Consider the following 21,807-nt stretch of genomic DNA (forward strand, 5'->3'; position numbering starts at 1 on the left):
TCCTCAGTACAAGTTAAACTAAAACTCCAGACAAACGATGCACCCGTAGGTGCATCGCCGTTCTAACTTTTTTACTTCGCCTGACGCTTCTGGTACTCCCCGGCGGCTTTGACAAAGCCGGCAAACAGCGGGTGCCCGTCACGCGGCGTCGAAGTAAACTCCGGGTGGAACTGACAGGCGACGAACCACGGATGATTCGGCACCTCGATGATCTCGACCAACTGATCATCCCCGGAACGGCCCGCAACGCGCAGGCCCGCAGCTTCAATTTGTTTCAACAGCATATTGTTAACTTCATAGCGGTGACGGTGGCGCTCAGTGATAGTCGTTTCGCCGTACAGCTGGCGCACCAGACTGTCGTCGCTCAACTGACATGCCTGAGCCCCCAGACGCATTGTGCCGCCGAGATCGCTCTTCTCGGTACGGACTTCGACATTGCCGTCTTCATCGCGCCATTCGGTAATCAGCGCCACAACCGGGTACTTACAGTCTGGCACAAATTCCGTGGAGTTGGCGTTTTCCATCCCCGCTACGTTGCGTGCAAACTCAATCAGCGCAACCTGCATACCCAGGCAAATACCCAGATAAGGAATATTGTTTTCACGCGCATAGCGCGCCGTGGCGACCTTCCCTTCCACACCGCGGTAGCCGAAGCCGCCCGGAATCAGAATCGCATCCAAATCTTTGAGGATTTCGACGCCGCGCGTTTCCACATCCTGCGAATCGATCAGCTTGATGTTGACGGTAACGCGGTTTTTCAGACCGCCGTGTTTCAGCGCTTCGATCACCGATTTATAGGCATCCGGCAGTTCAATATATTTACCGACCATCCCAATGGTGACTTCGCCGACCGGATTGGCTTCTTCGTAAATCACCTGCTCCCACTCGGCCAGGTTCGCTTCCGGACAGTTTAAGCTGAATCGTTTACAAATATAATCGTCCAGCCCCTGAGATTTCAACAGGCCCGGAATTTTATAGATGGAATCGACGTCTTTCAGAGAAATCACCGCCTTTTCCGGAACGTTGCAGAACAATGCAATTTTTGCCCGTTCGTTGGCAGGAACTACGCGGTCGGAGCGGCAGATCAGGATATCAGGCTGGATACCGATGGAGAGCAGCTCTTTTACCGAGTGCTGGGTCGGCTTGGTTTTCACTTCACCCGCGGCGGCCATGTACGGCACCAGAGTCAAATGCATAAACAGAGTATGCTCGCGGCCAATCTCAACGGCCATCTGGCGAATCGCTTCAAGGAACGGCAAGGATTCAATATCCCCGACGGTACCGCCGATTTCGACCAGCACCACGTCGTGGCCTTCGCCGCCTTCCAGCACCCGCTCTTTAATCGCGTTGGTGATGTGGGGAATGACCTGAACGGTAGCGCCCAGATAGTCGCCGCGCCGCTCTTTGCGCAGCACATCGGAGTAGATGCGACCGGTAGTGAAGTTGTTGCGGCGGCTCATTTTGGTGCGAATGAAGCGCTCATAGTGCCCCAGGTCCAGATCGGTTTCAGCGCCGTCTTCAGTAACGAACACTTCCCCATGCTGGATTGGACTCATTGTGCCCGGATCGACGTTGATGTACGGATCCAGTTTCATGATGGTGACATTGAGCCCACGGGCTTCGAGAATAGCTGCGAGGGAGGCTGCGGCAATGCCTTTACCCAGAGAGGATACGACCCCGCCGGTCACAAAAATATAGTTCGTTGTCATGCTGAACCTGAGAAGTTAGGTTTAAAGACGATGGAATAACCAGGACGGGAAAGTAGTATACCCGAACACAACGAGGCCCACAAACATTCATTCTCTGCTCTCTGGCCGCGCACCGCAGCGCCTCAGGGAGAAGAAAATAACCCTTCCGGGGTAAAAGTTTTTGACGCAAATCAAGCGCTTGTCATTTTAAAATGAGCACAAATCGCGCTTGATTGCCAAAAGACGTTAAATATCAGTTTCCTGGCGTTTAACCTGCTGCCACGCCGCTTCCATCTGCGCCAGGCTGGCCTGATCCATTTTTATCCCCTGCGCGGCGATAAGTTGCTCCACCTGGCGAAAACGGCGCTCGAATTTACGGTTGGCTTTTTGCAGCGCCACCTCCGCTTTACTGCCCAGATGACGCGAAAGGTTGACCGTGGCGAACAGCAGATCGCCAATCTCCTCCTCCAGTTTTTCCGCGTCGACCACCGCCTGCTGCGCCTCGTGCATCACTTCATCCAGCTCTTCGTGCACTTTGTCGACCACCGGCCCCAGCGATTCCCAGTCGAACCCCACCGCCGCCACGCGCTTCTGGATTTTATGCGCGCGCATCAAAGCTGGCAGAGCCAGCGGGATATCATCCAGCGCCGAATGCTGATCTTTGGCACTGCGCTCGGCGCTCTTAATCGCCTCCCAGCGCGCCAGCGCCGCCGGGCTGTCGCCCGCTACGGCGTCGGAGAAAATATGCGGGTGACGGCGCTCCAGTTTATCGCTGATGGCGTCACAGACATCGCTGAAGTCAAAACGCCCCTGCTCTCTGGCCATTTCGGCATAAAACACCACCTGAAGCAGCAAATCGCCCAGTTCGCCGCGCAAATCGTCAAAATCTTCGCGGGCGATGGCGTCCAGCACTTCGTAGGTCTCTTCAAGAGTGTACGGGGCGATGGACGCAAAGGTCTGCTCTTTATCCCAGGGACAGCCGCTTTGCGGATCGCGCAGGCGCTGCATAATCGTCATCAGACGCGCTATAGGAGATGCCATGAAACTTCGCTTCCTTAAAATGATTCAGGGCGCAGACAATAGCACCCTGATAAAAGCGCGGTAAAGAATAGCGCGGCAACCCGGCTGCGCATTCAATCAGCCGTGCAAGCGGCGCGCATCGATAATATCCGGTACCTGGTTAAGTTTACCGAGCACCCGCCCCAGTACCTGCAGGTTGTAAATCTCGATATCCATATCAATGGTCGCCAGCTGCTGGCGGGTATCGCTGCGGCTGGTCACCCCGAGTACATTCACCTTTTCGTTGGCGAGGATGGTGGTGATATCGCGCAGCAGTCCGCTGCGATCGTTGGCGGTCACCCGCACCACCAGCGAATAGCCTGCGGAATAGCTTTCGCCCCACACCGCATCGACAATACGTTCCGGCGCATGGTTTTGCAGTTCCGCCAGTTGATCGCAATCCGAGCGGTGGATAGAAATACCGCGTCCCTGGGTGATAAAACCGACTATATCGTCCCCGGGGATCGGCTGGCAGCAGCGGGCAATGTGATGCATCAGATTACCCACCCCTTCCACGACCACCCTGCCGTTGTCCCTGCTGCGGTTCTGCGGCGCATAGGTTTTCTGCTTCAACTGCTCCAGCGCTTTCGCATCCTGCTCGGCGGCGCTGGGTTTATTAAACTGCGCCTGCAGGAAATTGATCATCTGATTGAGGCGAATATCCCCGCCGCCAATCGCCGCCAGCAGTTCCTCCACTTCGTTGAAGTTATAGCGCGGCAGCAGATGTTTTTCCGCCTCCTTGAGGCTAATACCGAGGTGAGCCAGCTCGTCGTCCAGAATCTGCCTGCCGGCGAGGATATTTTTGTCCCGATCCTGTTTGCGGAACCAGGCGTGAATCTTGGAGCGACCGCGGCTGGTGGTGACATAGCCGAGGTTGGGATTCAGCCAGTCGCGGCTCGGGTTGGGCTGTTTCTGGGTGATAATTTCAATCTGATCACCCATTTGCAGTTGATAGGTGAAGGGCACGATGCGCCCGCCGATCTTCGCCCCAATACAGCGATGCCCGACATCGCTGTGGATATGGTAGGCGAAATCCAGCGGCGTAGAGCCCGCCGGCAGGTCCACCACATCCCCTTTGGGAGTAAAGACGTAAACCCGATCGTCAAATACCTGACTGCGCACTTCATCAAGCATTTCACCCGAATCGGCCATCTCCTCCTGCCAGGCGATCAGTTTACGCAGCCAGGCGATACGGTCTTCATAGCCGGAACGCCCGCCGGTGACGGTCCCCTCTTTGTATTTCCAGTGGGCGGCGACGCCAAGTTCAGCATCCTCATGCATCTGTTTAGTGCGGATCTGAATCTCAACGGTTTTCCCCCCCGGCCCGAGGACCACGGTATGGATGGACTGGTAGCCATTGGGTTTCGGATTGGCGACATAATCATCAAACTCATCCGGCAGATGGCGAAAATGAGTATGCACAATCCCCAGCACGGCATAGCAGTCCTGCAGGCGCTCCGCCACAATACGCACCGCCCGGACATCGAACAGTTCATCAAACGCCAAATGCTTTTTCTGCATTTTGCGCCAGATACTGTAGATATGCTTGGGGCGGCCGTAGACTTCCGCCTTCACGCCCTCTTCTTTAATCGACTTGCGCAACTGGCCGACGAATTCTTCAATGTAGTGCTCACGATCGATGCGCCGCTCATGCAGCAGTTTAGCGATCTGCTTGTACTCCGCCGGATGCAGGTAGCGGAAGCAGTAATCCTCCAGCTCCCATTTCAGTTGCCCGATCCCGAGGCGATTCGCCAGCGGCGCATAAATATTGGTACACTCCTTGGCGGCCAGCACCCGCTCATCTTCCGGCGCGTCTTTGACCTCTCGCAGGTGCGCGATACGCTCCGCCAGCTTGATGACCACACAGCGGAAGTCATCCACCATCGCCAGCAGCATACGCCGCACGTTGTCCACCTGTTCAGAAGGGACGGAGTCATTGTGCGTCGCCTTCAACTGGCGAATCGCATCCATGTCCCGCACCCCGTGAATCAGGGTCACCACCGACTTGCCGACGGTTTCTTTGAGGATCTCCTCGCTGACCACCCCCGCGTCCGCCAGGGGAAACAGCAGCGCCGCCCGCAGCGTGTCGAGATCCATGCTGAGCATTGACAGGATCTCAACCATTTCCACGCCGCGCCACAGCAGCAGATCGGCATCCGGATGCCCCTGTGTTTGCTGCTGACAATATCGCCAGACCTCGGCTAAGCGCTCACATGACTGCTGGCTGGCGATCCCCAGGCTGCTCACCCATTTTTCGAGGTCAAATTCACCAGCTTTATTGAGATGTGCACTTCTTACCGCGACCATTGTCCTCTCCTTTTGGGACCACGCCCGTCACAGCGGACGAACGTTTTAAATCGGTTAACGCTTTACAAACAACGCCATGGATTCCAGATGCCCGGTATGGGGAAACATATCCAGCATCGTCAGACGCGTAAGCTGAAACCCATTCTGCAACAGGATTTCGCTGTCCCGGGCCAGGGTGCTGGGATTACAGGACACATACACCACCCGCTCCGCAGACAGTTTGACAATTTGGTTCATCACGCCCGGCGCGCCGGCGCGGGCGGGATCGAGCAATACTTTATCCACCCCCTGCGCCGCCCAGGGTTGGCGGGTCACGTCCTCTTCGAGGTTTTCGTGGAAAAATATCGCATGCTCTGCGCCATTTCTCTGCGCATTGCCGCGCGCCATCGCCACCAGTTCGGGTACCCCCTCGACGCCCGTCACCCGGACCGCGCGCCGGGACAGCGGCAGGGTAAAGTTCCCCATGCCGCAAAACAGATCGAGGATATGTTCATGGGGTTGCGGATCCAGCCATTCAATAGCCCGCCGGACCATTTGTTGATTCACCGCATCATTGACCTGAATAAAATCCCGCGGGCTAAAGGATAAGCGTAGACCGTCAATATCATACCAGGGAGATTCGCCGCGAACAGGCTCCAGTGTGTCACTTTGCGGCGCCAGGAACAGCGCTAAATCATGATGATGCGAAAACTGTTCCAGTTTTTGGCGGTCGGCGGCGCTCAGGGGGGCCAGATGGCGCAACACCATCAGGGGTCCATTACCCGCCAGCACCAGTTCCACATGTCCCGGTTGCTCGCTGGCGCGCAAACCGGACAGGCATTCACGCAGCGGCGTCAGCAATGCCTCAAGGCGGGGCGCCAGAATGGGGCACTGATGAATATCCACCAGCGCTTTACTTCCGGCGCGGCGAAATCCCATACTCAATACCCCGCCGCGCGGCGCGGCCTGTAGGCTCAGCCGCGCCCGGCGCCGGTACCCCCAGGCAGGCCCGGCAATCACATCGTCCACCTCGTGTTTCATCATCCTCGCCAGCGCGCGGGATTTGCTCGCCTGCTGTAACTCAACGGCAACGTGCTGTTGCTGGCAACCGCCGCAGACGCCAAAGTGCGGGCAGCGTGGCTGCTGGCGCTGTGGACTGTCGTTCAACCGCCGTTTGACTACAGCAAGGCTATACTGGCGCTTGTCTTCGTTGATTTCGGCCTCAACGCTCTCACCGGGCAGCGCCCCGGCGATAAATAGCGTTTTGCCGTTATGTTTCGCAACCCCCTGGCCAAAAGAATCCAGGTCATTTACTGTTACGGTTATGATCTGACGCGGCGAAACGCGTCGTTTTGCAGAGTAAAATTGCGCCATTGCGAAGTGTCATTTGTTAAATTAATACGATTGATATTCTGAGTCATTTTTGTACCGGCAGGCAGCAACAAATTCGTCCGCCCGCTGCGGCGGCCATTTCGGGTCGGCCCGAAGAGGCGCGTATTTACCAATGCCCCGGCACGCGAAGTATGACGAATATCGCTGATTCTCCCATAATGGAACTCCATGACCAACTATAGCCTTCGGGCCCGCATGATGATTTTAATCCTGGCTCCGACAGTCCTGATAGGGTTGCTGTTGAGTCTGTTCTTTGTCGTGCACCGCTATCATGATCTTCAGCGCCAGTTGGAAGATGCCGGCGCCAACATCATCGAACCGCTGGCGGTCTCCAGCGAATATGGCATGAACTTTCAAAACCGCGAGTCAATACGCCAGCTCATCAGCGTCCTGCATCGCCGGCATTCTAATATTGTACGGGCTATCTCGGTTTACGATGACAATAATCGGCTTTTCGTGACCTCCAACGCGATGCTCGACCCGTCGGTACTCCAGCTTCCGGACAGCGAGGCCATTCCCCCCGGGCTTACGGTGGTGCGCAACGGCGATACCCTGATTCTGCGTACCCCGATTATCCCGGAACGTTATCTGCCGGATGAATCAGAAATTACTGATGCCAAGCCGGCTAATAACCAGCTTGGCTATATTGCCCTTGAGCTGGATTTACAGTCGGTCAGGCTCCAGCAGTACCGGGAAATTTTCACCTCGACCCTTTTGATGCTGTTTTGTGTCGGTATCGCCATGATTTTCGCCTGGCGGCTGATGCAGGACGTGACCGGGCCCATCCGCAATATGGTCAATACCGTTGACCGCATCCGCCGCGGCCAGCTCGACAGCCGGGTGGAGGGATTTATGCTCGGGGAACTGGATATGCTGAAAAACGGCATTAACTCTATGGCCATGTCCCTGACCGCCTACCATGAAGAGATGCAGCATAACATCGACCAGGCGACCTCCGATCTGCGCGAAACCCTGGAGCAAATGGAGATTCAGAACGTCGAGCTGGATCTCGCCAAAAAACGCGCCCAGGAGGCGGCGCGCATTAAGTCAGAGTTCCTGGCCAACATGTCCCACGAGCTGCGTACTCCGCTCAATGGCGTTATAGGCTTTACCCGTCTGACGCTGAAAACCGATCTCACCTCTACCCAGCGCGACCATCTGCATACCATTGAGCGCTCCGCCAATAACCTGCTGACCATCATTAACGACGTGCTGGATTTCTCGAAGCTGGAAGCCGGTAAGCTGATACTCGAAAGCATCCCTTTCCTGCTGAGAACCACCCTTGATGAAGTCGTCGCGCTGCTGGCTCATTCGGCCCACGACAAGGGGCTGGAGCTGACGCTGAATATTAAAAATGACGTGCCGGATAATGTGATCGGCGATCCGCTGCGCCTGCAACAAATCGTCACCAATCTGGTGGGCAACGCCATTAAATTCACCGAAAACGGCAATATCGACGTACTGGTGGAAAAACGCTCCATCGGCAATAACAAAGTGCAGGTGGAAATCCGCATCACCGATACCGGTATCGGTATTCCGGAGCGCGACCAGTCGCGGCTGTTCCAGGCCTTCCGCCAGGCGGACGCCAGTATCTCCCGGCGCCATGGCGGTACCGGGCTGGGGCTGGTCATTACCCAGCGGCTGGTAAAAGAGATGGGCGGCGAAATATCGTTCCACAGCCAGCCCGGCCACGGCTCCACCTTCTGGTTCCATATTAATCTGGATCTGAATGCCAACGCGGTAGTCGACCGCCACGCGCTGGACGTTCTGGAAGGCAAAACCATCGCCTATGTCGAGCCCAATGAAGCCGCCGCGCGCAGTACTCTGGAGATGCTGTCCGCCACGCCGCTGAAAGTGATCTACAGTCCGGCCTTCGCAGCACTGCCGGATGAGCACTATGATATTTTGCTGATTGGCATACCGGTGACATTCCGGGCGCCGCTGACCATGCAGCACGAGCGGCTGGCCCGGGCCATCGGGCTAACGGACTGCCTGATTCTGGCCGTCCCCTTCCATGCCCAGATTGACGCCGAGGCGCTGAAGAATCGCGGCGCTGGCGCCTGTATCAGCAAACCGATTACCACAACGCGCCTGTTCCCTCTGTTGATAGAGCACTGCGCCGCCCACAGCCCGACAGCGAAAATCCACCACGACGGAAACGGCAAACTGCCCATGGCCGTGATGGCGGTGGACGATAATCCGGCAAACCTGAAACTGATCGGCGCCCTGCTCGAAGATTTAGTGCAGCACGTGGTATTGTGCGACAGCGGCAGTCAGGCGCTGGAACATGCCCGGCAGACCACCTTCGACATTATTCTGATGGATATTCAGATGCCGGAGATGGACGGGATCCGCGCCTGCGAATTAATTCGCCAGCTCCCCCATCAGCAGCAAATCCCGATCGTTGCCGTTACCGCGCACGCCATGGCCGGCCAGAAAGAAAAGCTGTTGAATGCGGGGATGAACGACTACCTGGCCAAGCCGATAGAAGAAAAGAAACTTCACGATTTACTGCTGCGTTATCAGCCCGCCCTGATGCAGGGAACGTCCGTGCATCCACAAATCCGCGGCGCTGAGGCGGCGCCAGAGCCCATCGTGACCGAAAACCACAACGTCACCCTGGACTGGTCGCTGGCTCTACGCCAGGCAGCCAATAAAAGCGATCTGGCCCGGGATATGCTGAACATGCTGCTCGATTTCCTGCCTCAGGTGCGCAACATTGTCGAAGAGCAACTGGTCGGCGAGCAACCGGACGAGCTGGTGGATATTATCCATAAACTCCACGGCAGTTGCGGCTATAGCGGCGTACCGCGCCTGAAACATTTATGCCAGATACTGGAAGAACAGCTGCGCGGCGGCGTTCCGGCGCCAGATCTGGAGCCGGAGTTGCTGGAATTGCTGGATGAGATGGACAACGTGGCGCGCGAAGCGCAGCAGATACCCGGCATCTGAGCCGAAATCGCCGCGCCGCGCGATGGCGCGACAGAGTGGTGAATGCAACCAATGAACAGAGCCCAAAAGCAGCATTGTTTTTGGGCTCTGGTTTTGATCATCGGCAGGCTTGCGCGAAGGGAACTATTTAAGGTGCTGACCCGCCCGCAGCGTCGCGGCAATATTGCGCGCCGCCATGCGCACATTGTCGCCGGCGCCTTCCAGCGCCTCCTGCAAACTACAGATGCGGTACAGAACGCTGAACACGGCGTCCAGTCCGTGCTGGTGAACCACGCCGACATCCGCCGACAGACTGCCGGCAATCCCAATCACCGGCTTCTGGTAACGTTTCGCCACCCGCGCCACGCCAACCGGCACTTTACCGTGAATGGTCTGGCTGTCGATACGCCCTTCGCCGGTAATCACCAGGTCGGCATCCCGCACCAGCTCATCAAGGTGCAGCGCCTCAGTGACAATTTCAATACCGTGGCGCAGCTCCGCGCCGCAAAACGCATACAGCCCGGCGCCCATCCCCCCTGCCGCGCCGCCGCCCGCCAGCGTCCGCACCTGAATACCCAGATCGCGCTCGATAATCGTGGCGAAGTGCGCCAGCGCCTCATCCAGTTGCGCCACCATCCGCTCGCTGGCCCCTTTCTGCGGCCCAAACACCGCCGAGGCGCCCTGCGACCCGGTCAGCGGATTCGTCACATCGCAGGCGACTTCAATACGGCAGTCGGCCAGCCGCTTATCAATAGCGCTGATATCAATCCGCGCCAGGTTAATCAATTGCGCGCCGCCGGCGCCGATCTGCTCGCCGTCGGCGTCAAGCAGTTTCACCCCCAGCGCCTGTAGCATACCGGCGCCCGCGTCATTGGTCGCGCTGCCGCCGATGCCGATAATAATGTGCTCCACCCCTTTATCCAGGGCATGGCGAATCAGCTCGCCGGTCCCCCACGAGGTGGTGACCAGCGGATTACGCTCCTGCGGAGTCAACAGCTCAAGGCCGCTGGCCGCCGCCATTTCAATAAAAGCCTGCTGCTCGTCGCCAGACAGGCCATAAAACGCCGCCACCGGTTCCCCGAGCGGCCCGGTCACGTCAATTTCCAGACGTCTGCCGCCGGTCGCCGCGACCATGGCGTCGACGGTACCTTCGCCACCATCGGCAAGGGGGAGCCTGACATACTGCGCCTCGGGGAATATGTCCCGAAACCCCTGTTCAATGCAGGTTGCCACTTCCAGTGCGCTCAGGCTTTCCTTATATGAATCTGGTGCGATTACTATTTTCATAAGCCATCCATCGCCATTTGCGGGCCGCTTGCCGCCCACAGATAGTTACTGCATCACACATTGCCAGACCGCAGCGGCACTGTCAGCAACGCCGCGGTAGCCGGCGCCTGACGGCGCCGGTTGGTTGATCAGCGCACCATGCACGGGCGCTTGTTATCGAACTTCCACTCAGGAATAAGATACTGCATCGCCATGGCGTCGTCGCGGGCGCCAAGGCCGTGTTTCTGATACAGCTCGTTAGCCTTCATCACCTGATCCATATCCAGTTCCACGCCGAGACCCGGCGTCGACGGCACCTGAACCATCCCGCCTTTAATCTGTAGCGGCTCTTTGGTCAGGCGCTGGTTGCCTTCCTGCCAGATCCAGTGGGTATCAATCGCCGTGATGTTGCCCGGCGCGGCGGCAGCCACATGGGTAAACATCGCCAGCGAAACGTCGAAATGATTGTTGGAGTGGGAGCCCCAGGTCAGACCGAACTCATGGCACATCTGCGCCACGCGCACCGATCCCTGCATCGTCCAGAAGTGCGGATCCGCCAGCGGGATATCCACCGACTGCAGGGAAAGCGTATGGCCCATCTGGCGCCAGTCAGTAGCGATCATGTTGGTCGCGGTCGGCAGACCGGTCGCGCGGCGGAACTCCGCCATCACTTCGCGGCCGGAGTAGCCCTGTTCCGCGCCACACGGATCTTCCGCGTAGGCCAGTACGCCTTTGAGCTGTTTACCGATCTTAATCGCCTCGTCCAGCGACCAGGCGCCGTTCGGGTCCAAAGTTACGCGCGCATCCGGGAAACATTGCGCCAGTGCCGCGATAGCTTCGGCTTCTTCTTCGCCAGCCAGTACGCCGCCCTTAAGTTTGAAATCGTTAAATCCATATTTTTCGTAAGCCGCCTCCGCCAGGCGCACTACCGACTGCGGCGTCATGGCTTCATCGTGGCGAATACGGTACCAGTCGCATTTTTCCTCCGGCTGACTTTGATACGCCAGCGGCGTCAGCTTGCGGTTACCGACAAAGAACAGGTAGCCAAGCATTTCCACTTCGCTGCGCTGCTGGCCGTCGCCGAGCAGGGTAGCCACGTTAACGCCAAGGTGCTGGCCCAGCAGGTCGAGCATTGCGGCTTCGATGCCGGTCACTACGTGAATGGTGGTGCGCAGGTCAAAGGTTTGCAGACCGCGGCCGCCGGCATCGCGATCGGCAAACTTCTCGCGAACCTGATTGAGGATATTTTTATATTCGCCCAGCGTCTTACCGATCACCAGCGGCGCAGCATCTTCCAGTGTCTGGCGGATTTTCTCGCCGCCGGGGATTTCACCCACCCCGGTATGACCCGAGTTATCTTTGATCATCACAATGTTACGGGTGAAGTACGGCGCGTGCGCCCCGCTCAGGTTCATCAACATACTGTCGTGACCCGCCACCGGGATGACCTGCATAGAAGTTACAACGGGAGTAGTGCTCATCTTTCGAATCCTTTTGTCTGAATACTGATTATCCGCGGCCAAAGACCGGACGTTTCCTGTCGAACGTCCAGCCCGGCACTAAATATTGCATGGCCAGCGCATCGTTACGCGCCCCGCCGGGTAATGCTTTATAGGCCTGGTGCGCCCGTTCCACCTGCTGCCAGTCGAGTTCAACGCCCAGCCCGGGCGCATCGGGAACCACGATCCTGCCCTTGACTATCTGTAGCGGCGCTTTGGTCAGGCGCTGATCGCCCTCCTGCCAAATCCAGTGGGTATCGATAGCCGTCGGGTTACCTGGCGCGGCGGCTCCCACATGGGTGAACATCGCCAGAGAGATGTCGAAGTGGTTATTGGAGTGACAACCCCACGTCAGCCCCCAGTCATCACACAACTGGGCAACGCGCACCGCGCCGCTCAGGGTCCAGAAATGCGGGTCCGCCAGCGGAATATCCACCGCATCCAGCATGATTGAGTGACCCATTTCCCGCCAGTTGGTGGCGATCATATTAGTCGCCACCGGCAGACCCGTGGCGCGACGGAACTCCGCCATAATTTCGCGCCCGGAATAGCCCTGCTCCGCCCCACAGGGGTCTTCGGCATAGGTCAACACATCATTCATCCCTTTACACAGGGCAATCGCCTCATCAAGCAGCCATGCGCCGTTAGGGTCGACGGTAATACGGGCGTCCGGAAAGCGCTGTTTCAACGCCCGGGCGGCATCAAGTTCCTGCTCGCCGGGCAACACCCCGCCCTTGAGTTTAAAATCTTTAAATCCGTAGCGATCGTGCGCCGCTTCGGCAAGGCGCACAATCGATTCGCTGGAGAGCGCCTCCTGGTGGCGCAGGCGATACCAGTCATGGCTCGCCGCGGCGCCATCCAGATAAGGTAAATCCGTTTTACGACGATCGCCGATATAAAACAGATACCCCAGCACCGTCACGGCATCGCGCTGTTTACCCGGTCCCAGTAGTTCACAGACCGGCACATTTAGCGCCTTGCCGAGCAGGTCGAGCAGCGCTGCTTCCAGCGCCGCCACCGCGTTGACCCGCAGTTCAAATGTCCAGGCGCCTTTGCCGAAGGTGTCAAAGTCGGCAGACTGATTGCCTTTGTGAACCTGCTGCACAACGCGGTTCATACGGGCGACCTCCTGACCCACCACCATGGGTACGGCGTCCAGCAGCGTCTGGTAAATCACTTCACCGCCGGGCGCTTCCCCGACGCCGGTATTTCCGGCGTTATCGGTTAACACGACAATATTGCGGGTGAAGAAAGCGCCGTGGGCGCCGCCAATGTTCAGCAACATGCTGTCATGGCCGGCGACGGGGATCACTTTCATCTCAGTAATTATCGGACTTGATTGCGTGTTCATCGCGGCGTGACCTTTTATTGAGTGACCGGTTTCAGTTCGATACGCTTGATTTCACCCACCAGCACCAGATAGCTGAGAATGGCGATTAGCGCGTGAACACCCACATAAATCAGCGCACCGTTGAAGGAACCGGAGGTCCCGACGATATAGCCGATGGCAATCGGGGTGACGATACCGGAAATGTTGCCGAACATATTGAACAGACCGCCGCTCAGGCCGCTGATCTCTTTCGGCGCGGTATCCGCCATCACCGCCCAGCCCAGCGCACCAATGCCTTTACCGAAGAACGCCAGCGCCATAAAGCCGATGATCATCCATTCAACATCAACATAGTTACAGAACACCATGCTCATGGAGAGCAGCATCCCGAGTACGATTGGCGTTTTACGGGCAAAAGTCAGGGAGCCGGTGCGGCGCATTAACCAGTCGGAAATAATGCCGCCCAGCACGCCGCCAATAAAGCCGCATACCGCCGGAACGGATGCCACAAAGCCGGCCTTGAGGATCGACATACCGCGCGCCTGCACCAGATAAACCGGGAACCAGGTGATGAAGAAGTAAGTCAGGGCGTTGATGCAGTACTGGCCGATATAGACGCCGACCATCATGCGTGAACCCAGCAGTTGTTTGATCTGCCCCCATTTCACGCTCATCGGAACATGTACTTTGGCGCCTTTCTGATCCATGTTGATCAACGCGCCGCCTTCAGCAATGTATTCCAGCTCCTTTTTATTCACCCCAGGATGGTTATTCGGCTCATGTATGACTTTCAGCCAGACAAAACTGATCACAATCCCCAAACCGCCCATAAAGAAGAATACGTGCGACCAGCCCACCTCATGGGTTAACCACCCCATGATCGGCGCAAAAATCACCGTCGCAAAGTACTGAGCGGAGTTAAAAATCGCCACTGCCGTTCCCCTTTCCTGCGCCGGGAACCAGGCGGCGACAATGCGACTGTTGCCCGGGAAAGACGGCGCTTCGGCCAGACCAACGAGGAAACGCAGAGTAAACAGCGCGACAATAATCCCAAAACCGCTGAAGATGTCGACAAAGCCCTGCAATAAGGTAAACAGAGACCAGATGAAGATAGACCAGAAATAAACGCGCTTGGAACCGAACCGGTCCAGCAACCACCCACCCGGGATTTGACCAATGACATACGCCCAGGAAAAGGCGGAGAACACATATCCCATGCCAACCGGATCGAGTCCGATATCTTTGGCCATTTCCGAACCCGCTATTGACAGCGTGGCCCGGTCACCATAGTTAAATGAGGTGACGATAAATAACATCACCACAATCCAGTAGCGGGCGTTAGTGCGTTTCTCCGCACTACTCGCTGCCTGGCTGACAGTCGTATTCATTGTTGCACTCCTGAATTATAGCGTTTAGCTACATCCATTCTGAACAGCACAACCTGTAGGGTAATCAGAATGATGTGTTGGGTTTCCGCAGTATTTTTGTTAGCAAAAGTCGTTATCACACCGGTTTCTGCGGTTTGCTTAACTGGCCCGTAAAAAGTATAGGGAAGGCGCCTGCACGGCCTCACCGGACAAAAGCACAACATTGAAGGTTAAAAGGGTTTTGGTTTGTGGCATTAGCCCAGGGGACTGGGGCATGCTTCACGGAATAGGTAGATAGCGGCCAGGAAAGGCGGCAGAACATCGGGCGTGCGCCGGTTTGTGAGCCACTTCCCTTGACGCCGGGAGTGTGCACGAATAATCCCACCGCATCTCAGGGGATTTCCGGGGAAATGCCCAAACCGCGGCCAGGCGCGGCGGGATATACTGACTGGTAGCAAAATCGTGTCACCCGTTTCCTGTGAAGTTCAGGGAAACAAGGAGAAGGAAGGGAAGTATACGCCCTCTGACCTGTAGCAGAGGGCCTGTGCTTTACTGCAGCCTGGCTCCCCAGGACTCTACCCAGGGGTTTGATACCGCTTCCGGTTCTGGCTCCTCGCTGGCGTCAATCGTTAACACATCACCGACCCGCTGCGCGCCCTGTTCCTGAAGCAAAGCGTCAAATTGCTTTCCGGCGCCGCAAAAGTGGGTGTAGGTACTATCGCCCAGTGCGATCAGGCCGTAATGCAGTTCTGGCTGATAGCCGACTTGCTCTTTAATGTCGTGAAATAACGGCGCAATACTGTCCGGCAAATCCCCCTGCCCGGTCGTGGACGTCACCACCAGCGCGTAGTGATTGCGGTAATACTGCCAGTCCGCCAGCACGGGATCCTCAAAAACTTTGACCTTGTGCCCCTGGGCGCTGAGGATGGCTTCCGCTTCCTCCGCCACCAGCAGCGCATTGCCATATATGGTGCCAACAAAAATACCGACTTCAGCCATTCTCGTGCTCCTTATTCGCTCCGCTACCATCCTGACTGCCTGAGTCAGGAAACTCAACCCTTTCAATTGTCGGGAGAACACCCCGCCAGCCAAACTGCGCCAGCGCCTGTATCCAGACTGCATCCAGCGACGCGCGGATCGTCAGCGGTTCGCCGGTCACCGGGTGATTGAGCGCCAGCTCGCTGGCGTGCAGCATAAGATGATGGCAGCCAAAATGATCGGCGGCAGCCCGGTTCTGGCGCAAATCGCCGTGCTTTGAATCCCCAATAATCGGATGTTTCAGATGTTTCAGATGGCGACGCAACTGATGCTTACGCCCGGTATGCGGCTCCAGCTCGACCAGGCTATAGCGGGCGCTGGCATAGCGGCCGACGGCGATCGGCATTTCACACACCGCCAGACCGCGATAGTGCGTTACCGCCGGCTGCGGCGTTTTATCCTGACGGGCATATTTATCGGCAATCTTATCCAGCTCTTCAATCAGCGGGTAATCCAGCGTCGCCTCTTCCTGCAGCCAGCCGCGCACTATGGCGTGATAGCGTTTTTTAATCTGCCGTTGCTCAAACTGCTGCGCCAGCAGGCGTCCTACCTCGCTGGACAACCCCATCAATAACACGCCGGAAGTGGGCCGGTCGAGGCGATGGGCGGTAAAAACGTGCTGACCCAGTTGATCGCGCACAGTCTGCATGACCACCACTTTCTCATCGCGATCCAGCCAGCTACGGTGCACCAGCCAGCCGGAAGGTTTATTAACGGCGACCAGCCAGCGATCCTGATAAATAATTTCCAGCGTCACGCGTCGTCATCCGCCGTAAACAGCGCGTCAAGATCGCTTAACACCGCCAGTAAAATCTCCCTTCCGGGGGCAGAGGCATCCAGCGCCATTTCGTAATAGGGCGTCACGGCAAACGCCTGCGGCAGCGGATGGCCGCAGTCGAGTAAGACTTGCATACGCGGGATAAGTACCCACTGTAACCACCCTTCAGGCTCCAGCGTGTCCATACAGAATGGCTGAGTACTGTTTAACGCCGCTGAATCGGGTAGTTCGCTGCGCCAGTGCCGATGATCGCGCAATACCTGTTCCAGGCGCGCCAGATGCTGGCGCACTGCCTCATGACGATTCATTAAATACCTCGGAAGCCACTATATTGGGCGCAAAAGGATAACACGCCGCGGGATAAAGCGGGAACGCTCATGGGCCTGCCCGGCGCTATGCGAGCGGTGTGTGCTGTGCTGTGCTGTGCTGTGCTGTGCTGTGCTGTGCTGTGCTGACCAGCATGAAGGCGCTGACGGGAATCAGCAATAAAAAAAGGGAGCACTGTATACACAGTGCTCCCGGTTCGTTTCGCAGCATTCCGGCTACTATTGGTGCTCCCTGCTCATCCATGACAACATTTTCCGATGGTCGATCCTGACCTACATTCCTTTGCCCTGGCTTCCTGCAAACACCATCCTGATGTCGTCCCTACCTCTCCCTGAGGCGAATTCCTTTAGTCTTCCTGACCCACCTTCCGTCCCGTCCGGCTCTCGTTCTCCCTCCTGGAGGTGTCCTTTACGCTTACCTGCGTGTTCCTTGCTCCTTCCTGAAGCCTTTCCTTGTATCACCGTCCTGGTGTGTTCCTGCTCTGAAGAGACATCATCCTGATATCAACTTCATGTGTCTAACTCCCTGTTGACGAGCATAGGATCGCCCAAAACAGCCAAACTGACAAGCAGTTTACCGATGTCTTACACACTTTCGTTTTCATCCGGAAAAAGAAAGTTACATTTATTCCTTTGTTTTTATTGTAGTTAATAAAAACATGTATCTGTTCCTGTACAAACAAACCATGATATTTCCTACAGGCTTTGTAAGAGATCTCTTACACCCCCATGGGGCAAATGCTGTCAGAAAACTCTCGGAATCAGTTCCTCAAGGAACGTCTCCAGCGATGGCGCCAGCGTTTCACGCTGCCGGGTACCGACTTTTTCCAGGATCACCTCGCCGCTCAGATTACACAACGCGACAGTTTCCATCTCATCCCCGGTAGTGGCCAGAAACAGCGTAGGCGAAAGTTTCAACCGCTTTTGCATCACCAGATGGCCGATAAGATTCTCCTGGACGCGCCGAAAGTCATCTTCACTCCAGGTTTGCAGCAGCGTTAGCGACAAATCCCGATGGCTGGCCGGCATATCGCCGGCATATTGTGCGGTATAAAAATCATGCGCTTCCGGACGCAGCACGATGTCCAGCGCGCGCTCTACCGCACTCAGATCCGCAGCGGGAACGAACGGCTGCGGCAACCACTGTACACTCTCGCCAGCGCTGCGCACAATACACGAAGAGGGGATGCCGTAAAGCTCCTCGCTTTGCGGCTCGTGGCCGGTTTCCTGCTGCCAACGCTGAATAAAGCGCCGGGTAAAATCATTCAGAGCTTGCCGGGTATTGTCCAATTTTTTCTCTCCACGCGCCAGGATACAAGATACACTTCTCTCGATCTGGCGGCGACTATCACCCGTTAACTGCGCATAGCGCCAGCGGCGATAGCTGTCTGCGACGCTGTCGCCCGCCGCCCTGATGAGATTGTGTATAAGATTGTTATTGTACCTGCTTTTCAACCACGGTGACTCATGTCCAGCTATGAAAACCACCAGGCGCTCGGCGCACTGACCCTGGGAAAATCCACATCCTACAAAGACATTTATGACGCCACGCTGCTCCAGGCGGTGCCGCGTAGCCTCAACCGCGATCCCCTGGGGCTGAAAGCGACGTCGCTGCCCTTTCACGGCGCGGATATCTGGACTCTGTATGAACTCTCCTGGCTGAATCCGCGCGGACTCCCACAGGTTGCCATCGGCCATGTGGTACTGGACGCCGCCAGCCAGAATCTGGTGGAGTCCAAGAGTTTTAAACTCTACCTGAACAGTTTTAACCAGACCCGTTTTCCGGACTGGCAAAGCGTACAGGCGACGCTGGAGCGCGATCTCAGCCAGTGCGCCGCGGGAAAGGTGAGCGTCCAACTGTATCGCCTGCAGGAGGTGGCAGGCCAGCCGGTGTCAACCCTGGCGGGAGAGTGCATTGATGACCAGGATATCGGCATTGATAGCTATGACTTCGACGCCGATCTTCTGGCGGATGCCGCTGGCGACGAGTATGCCGACGAGACACTGGTCAGCCATCTGCTGAAATCGAATTGCCTGATCACCCATCAGCCGGATTGGGGGTCGGTACAAATACGCTACCGCGGACCACGCATCGATCGCGGTAAACTGCTGCGCTATCTGGTGTCGTTCCGTAACCACAACGAATTTCACGAGCAGTGCGTGGAGCGAATCTTCTGCGACATTCAGCGTTTCTGCCGCCCCGACGCGCTCACCGTGTATGCCCGCTATACCCGACGCGGCGGCCTGGACATTAACCCCTGGCGCAGCAATGTCGATTTTACCCCGGCTATCGAACGCCTCGCCCGCCAGTAAAAGCGAGGCATCTCGCATCCGCGAGGTTAATTTACCTGTGCGGGTTGTGAAAGGGGATCGGCCAGGGCTATTTTAATCACAGGGAGCGGCGATTTTCGCCCCGTAAGGAGTTTTCACTTGATTACACATATTAGCCCGCTGGGCTCAATGGAAATGCTGTCGCAGCTGGAAGTGGACATGCTTAAGCGCACCGCCAGCAGCGACCTGTATCAGCTATTTCGCAACTGCTCGCTGGCAGTCCTCAATTCCGGTAGCCAGACTGACAGCAGCAAAGAACTGCTGTCGCGCTACGAAAATTTCGACATCAACGTACTGCGCCGTGAACGCGGCGTAAAGCTGGAACTGATTAATCCACCGGAAGAGGCGTTCGTCGACGGGCGGATTATTCGTTCGCTGCAGGCGAACCTGTTCGCTGTGCTTCGCGATATTCTGTTCGTTAACGGCCAAATCTCCAATGCCAGCCGCTTCCAGCATTTAAACATGGAAAACTCCATTCACATCACTAACCTGGTGTTTTCCATTCTGCGCAACGCCAGAGCGCTGCACGTCGGCGAAGCGCCGAATATGGTCGTGTGCTGGGGCGGCCACTCTATCAACGAAACCGAATACCAGTACGCGCGCAGCGTGGGTAATCAACTGGGGCTACGCGAGCTGAATATCTGTACCGGCTGCGGGCCAGGGGTCATGGAAGCGCCGATGAAAGGAGCCGCGGTCGGGCATGCCCAGCAGCGCTACAAAGACGGGCGTTTTATCGGCCTGACCGAACCGTCGATTATTGCCGCCGAGCCCCCTAACCCGCTGGTCAATGAACTGATCATCATGCCAGACATTGAAAAGCGCCTTGAGGCATTTGTACGCATCGCTCACGGCATCATCATCTTCCCGGGCGGCGTGGGGACGGCGGAAGAGCTGTTATATCTGCTGGGGATCCTGATGAATCCTCACAACCACGATCAGGTGCTACCGCTGATCCTGACCGGTCCACAAGAGAGCGCCGATTATTTCCGGGTACTGGATGACTTTATTGTCAACACCCTGGGCGAGAAAGCGCGCAAACACTACCGCATCATCATTGACGACGCGGTGGAAGTGGCACGCCAGATGAAAAAGGCCATGCCGCAGGTCAAAGAAAACCGCCGCGAGACCGGGGATGCCTACAGCTTCAACTGGTCAATTCGTATTGCGCCGGACCTGCAAATGCCGTTCGAGCCTTCCCACCAGAATATGGCGAACCTGAATCTCTACCCCGAGCAACCGGCAGAACAATTGGCCGCTTCTCTGCGTCGGGCGTTTTCCGGTATTGTCGCCGGCAACGTCAAAGAAGTGGGGATCCGGGCGATTGAGCAGTTCGGTCCGTATAAGATTCACGGCGATCCGCGCATCATGCAGCGAATGGATGAACTGTTACAGGGATTCGTCGCTCAGCACCGTATGAAACTTCCCGGCAGCGCCTACATTCCCTGCTACGAAATTTGCCACTGACCGCAGGCGGCCACGGCCGCCTGCCATTACCGATAAAGCCCGGGCAACGTTGTTCCGGGCTTACCACTGGCAAGTACTCCTCAATCGTTTGATTTCCCGGTTTATTCTCCGGCAGTCCCGGAATGCTCAGCGCCCGCAAGCATTTGCCTTTCATCTCTGCTCCCGAAATATCCAGGCCTGAGGCTTTCTCTTCGCGAATCAAAAACCGCTACAGCTACATTTGTTACTCATTGCTCAGGGAAAATGGTTTACTTTTCGCCCCATCTCACATCATCTACAACTAAAGTCACTGACAATAAATAGTTTTTTAAACAACGCAATTATTCAGGATAAAAAACCATCAATACCCACACAAAAAGTATATTCTTACATTTGAGATCGCGATCACTGATACAATAATTACATCAATGTATCTTTCCGCCCGAAAATAGTTACAGGAAAAAATCATATAAACCTCACCCTGAGCAGAATTTCATTTTATATCCAGGCGGTCTGATAGGCCGACTGGCCATAAATCTGGCAATTATCATTCGTTCTTCCTGGAGATGTTGATGGAAACCACTCAAACCAGCACCCTGGCTGCCGTAGAAAGCAAAAGCTCATGGCGCAAAACAGATACCATGTGGATGCTGGGCCTGTACGGCACCGCCATTGGCGCCGGAGTCCTGTTCCTGCCAATTAACGCCGGCGTTGGCGGCATGATCCCGCTGATTATTATGGCGATCCTCGCTTTCCCGATGACCTTCTTCGCCCACCGCGGTTTAACCCGTTTTGTCCTCTCCGGTAAAAACCCCGGGGAAGATATTACTGAAGTGGTGGAAGAACATTTCGGCATTGGCGCCGGTAAGCTGATTACCCTGCTGTATTTCTTCGCTATCTACCCAATCCTGCTGGTCTACAGCGTGGCGATCACCAACACCGTGGACAGCTTTATCACCCACCAGCTGGGGCTGGTATCGCCGCCGCGCGCTATTCTGTCGCTGATCCTGATTATCGGTATGATGACGATCGTACGCTTCGGCGAGCAGATGATCGTTAAGGCCATGAGCGTG

At 56.5% G+C, this 21,807-nt stretch carries 16 protein-coding genes; 4 read left to right on the forward strand and 12 right to left on the reverse strand.

Annotated elements, in window-relative coordinates; translation table 11 throughout:
- Positions 1 to 71: 71 nt before the first annotated feature.
- The 4 genes from pyrG to rlmD form a co-directional block, all read right to left on the reverse strand.
- Positions 72 to 1,709, reverse strand: coding sequence for a glutamine hydrolyzing CTP synthase (gene pyrG / locus AQ981_RS19970; RefSeq protein WP_058913518.1), 1,638 nt, complete (start codon positions 1,707 to 1,709; stop codon positions 72 to 74).
- Positions 1,710 to 1,934: 225 nt separating this feature from the next.
- A complete protein-coding gene (gene mazG, locus AQ981_RS19975; RefSeq protein ID WP_058913519.1) occupies positions 1,935 to 2,729 on the reverse strand; it encodes a nucleoside triphosphate pyrophosphohydrolase in 795 nt (264 codons plus the stop codon).
- 96 nt (positions 2,730 to 2,825) lie between these two features.
- A complete protein-coding gene (gene relA, locus AQ981_RS19980) occupies positions 2,826 to 5,054 on the reverse strand; it encodes a GTP diphosphokinase (protein WP_058913520.1) in 2,229 nt (742 codons plus the stop codon).
- A gap of 54 nt (positions 5,055 to 5,108) precedes the next feature.
- Positions 5,109 to 6,407 carry a 23S rRNA (uracil(1939)-C(5))-methyltransferase RlmD gene (rlmD, locus tag AQ981_RS19985; RefSeq protein ID WP_058913521.1) on the reverse strand — a complete coding sequence of 433 codons (1,299 nt, stop codon included), beginning with the start codon at positions 6,405 to 6,407 and terminating at the stop codon, positions 5,109 to 5,111.
- 186 nt (positions 6,408 to 6,593) lie between these two features.
- On the opposite strand from rlmD, the gene barA reads away from it, so the two are divergent.
- A complete protein-coding gene (gene barA, locus AQ981_RS19990; RefSeq protein ID WP_058913522.1) occupies positions 6,594 to 9,377 on the forward strand; it encodes a two-component sensor histidine kinase BarA in 2,784 nt (927 codons plus the stop codon).
- Between the two features lie 123 nt (positions 9,378 to 9,500).
- Here barA and AQ981_RS19995 read toward each other — a convergent pair whose 3' ends face one another.
- The 8 genes from AQ981_RS19995 to syd form a co-directional block, all read right to left on the reverse strand.
- Positions 9,501 to 10,643: a glycerate kinase gene (locus AQ981_RS19995; RefSeq protein ID WP_058913523.1), complete on the reverse strand. Its 1,143-nt coding sequence runs from the start codon at positions 10,641 to 10,643 to the stop codon at positions 9,501 to 9,503.
- 128 nt (positions 10,644 to 10,771) lie between these two features.
- Entirely contained in the window at positions 10,772 to 12,103 is a 1,332-nt protein-coding gene (gene gudD, locus AQ981_RS20000) for a glucarate dehydratase (protein WP_058913524.1), read from the reverse strand.
- A gap of 28 nt (positions 12,104 to 12,131) precedes the next feature.
- Complete coding sequence (locus AQ981_RS20005) at positions 12,132 to 13,472, reverse strand: enolase C-terminal domain-like protein (protein ID WP_058913525.1); 1,341 nt, start codon at positions 13,470 to 13,472, stop codon at positions 12,132 to 12,134.
- Positions 13,473 to 13,486: 14 nt separating this feature from the next.
- Positions 13,487 to 14,839 (reverse strand): galactarate/glucarate/glycerate transporter GudP, encoded by a 1,353-nt coding sequence (gene gudP / locus AQ981_RS20010; RefSeq protein WP_058913526.1) that lies wholly within the window; start codon positions 14,837 to 14,839, stop codon positions 13,487 to 13,489.
- 528 nt (positions 14,840 to 15,367) lie between these two features.
- Positions 15,368 to 15,817 (reverse strand): flavodoxin, encoded by a 450-nt coding sequence (locus tag AQ981_RS20015; RefSeq protein ID WP_058913527.1) that lies wholly within the window; start codon positions 15,815 to 15,817, stop codon positions 15,368 to 15,370.
- On the reverse strand, positions 15,810 to 16,607 hold the full coding sequence (truC, locus tag AQ981_RS20020) for a tRNA pseudouridine(65) synthase TruC (protein ID WP_071608963.1): 798 nt from the start codon (positions 16,605 to 16,607) through the stop codon (positions 15,810 to 15,812). Before truC ends, AQ981_RS20015 begins: the two co-directional genes overlap by 8 nt.
- A gap of 2 nt (positions 16,608 to 16,609) precedes the next feature.
- On the reverse strand, positions 16,610 to 16,942 hold the full coding sequence (locus AQ981_RS20025) for a YqcC family protein (protein WP_058913529.1): 333 nt from the start codon (positions 16,940 to 16,942) through the stop codon (positions 16,610 to 16,612).
- Between the two features lie 762 nt (positions 16,943 to 17,704).
- Entirely contained in the window at positions 17,705 to 18,250 is a 546-nt protein-coding gene (gene syd, locus AQ981_RS20035) for a SecY-interacting protein (RefSeq protein ID WP_058913536.1), read from the reverse strand.
- Between the two features lie 177 nt (positions 18,251 to 18,427).
- Here syd and queF point away from each other — a divergent pair, with 177 nt between their 5' ends.
- The 3 genes from queF to AQ981_RS20050 form a co-directional block, all read left to right on the forward strand.
- Positions 18,428 to 19,273: an NADPH-dependent 7-cyano-7-deazaguanine reductase QueF gene (queF, locus tag AQ981_RS20040; protein WP_058913531.1), complete on the forward strand. Its 846-nt coding sequence runs from the start codon at positions 18,428 to 18,430 to the stop codon at positions 19,271 to 19,273.
- 117 nt (positions 19,274 to 19,390) lie between these two features.
- Positions 19,391 to 20,755 carry a nucleotide 5'-monophosphate nucleosidase PpnN gene (gene ppnN / locus AQ981_RS20045; protein ID WP_058913532.1) on the forward strand — a complete coding sequence of 455 codons (1,365 nt, stop codon included), beginning with the start codon at positions 19,391 to 19,393 and terminating at the stop codon, positions 20,753 to 20,755.
- 551 nt (positions 20,756 to 21,306) lie between these two features.
- Positions 21,307 to 21,807, forward strand: a 501-nt coding sequence (locus AQ981_RS20050; protein ID WP_275935313.1) for an aromatic amino acid transport family protein, incomplete at its 3' end; no start/stop codon positions are given.

The organism is Entomohabitans teleogrylli (assembly GCF_001484765.1).
In the GTDB taxonomy this organism is placed as follows: domain Bacteria; phylum Pseudomonadota; class Gammaproteobacteria; order Enterobacterales; family Enterobacteriaceae; genus Entomohabitans; species Entomohabitans teleogrylli.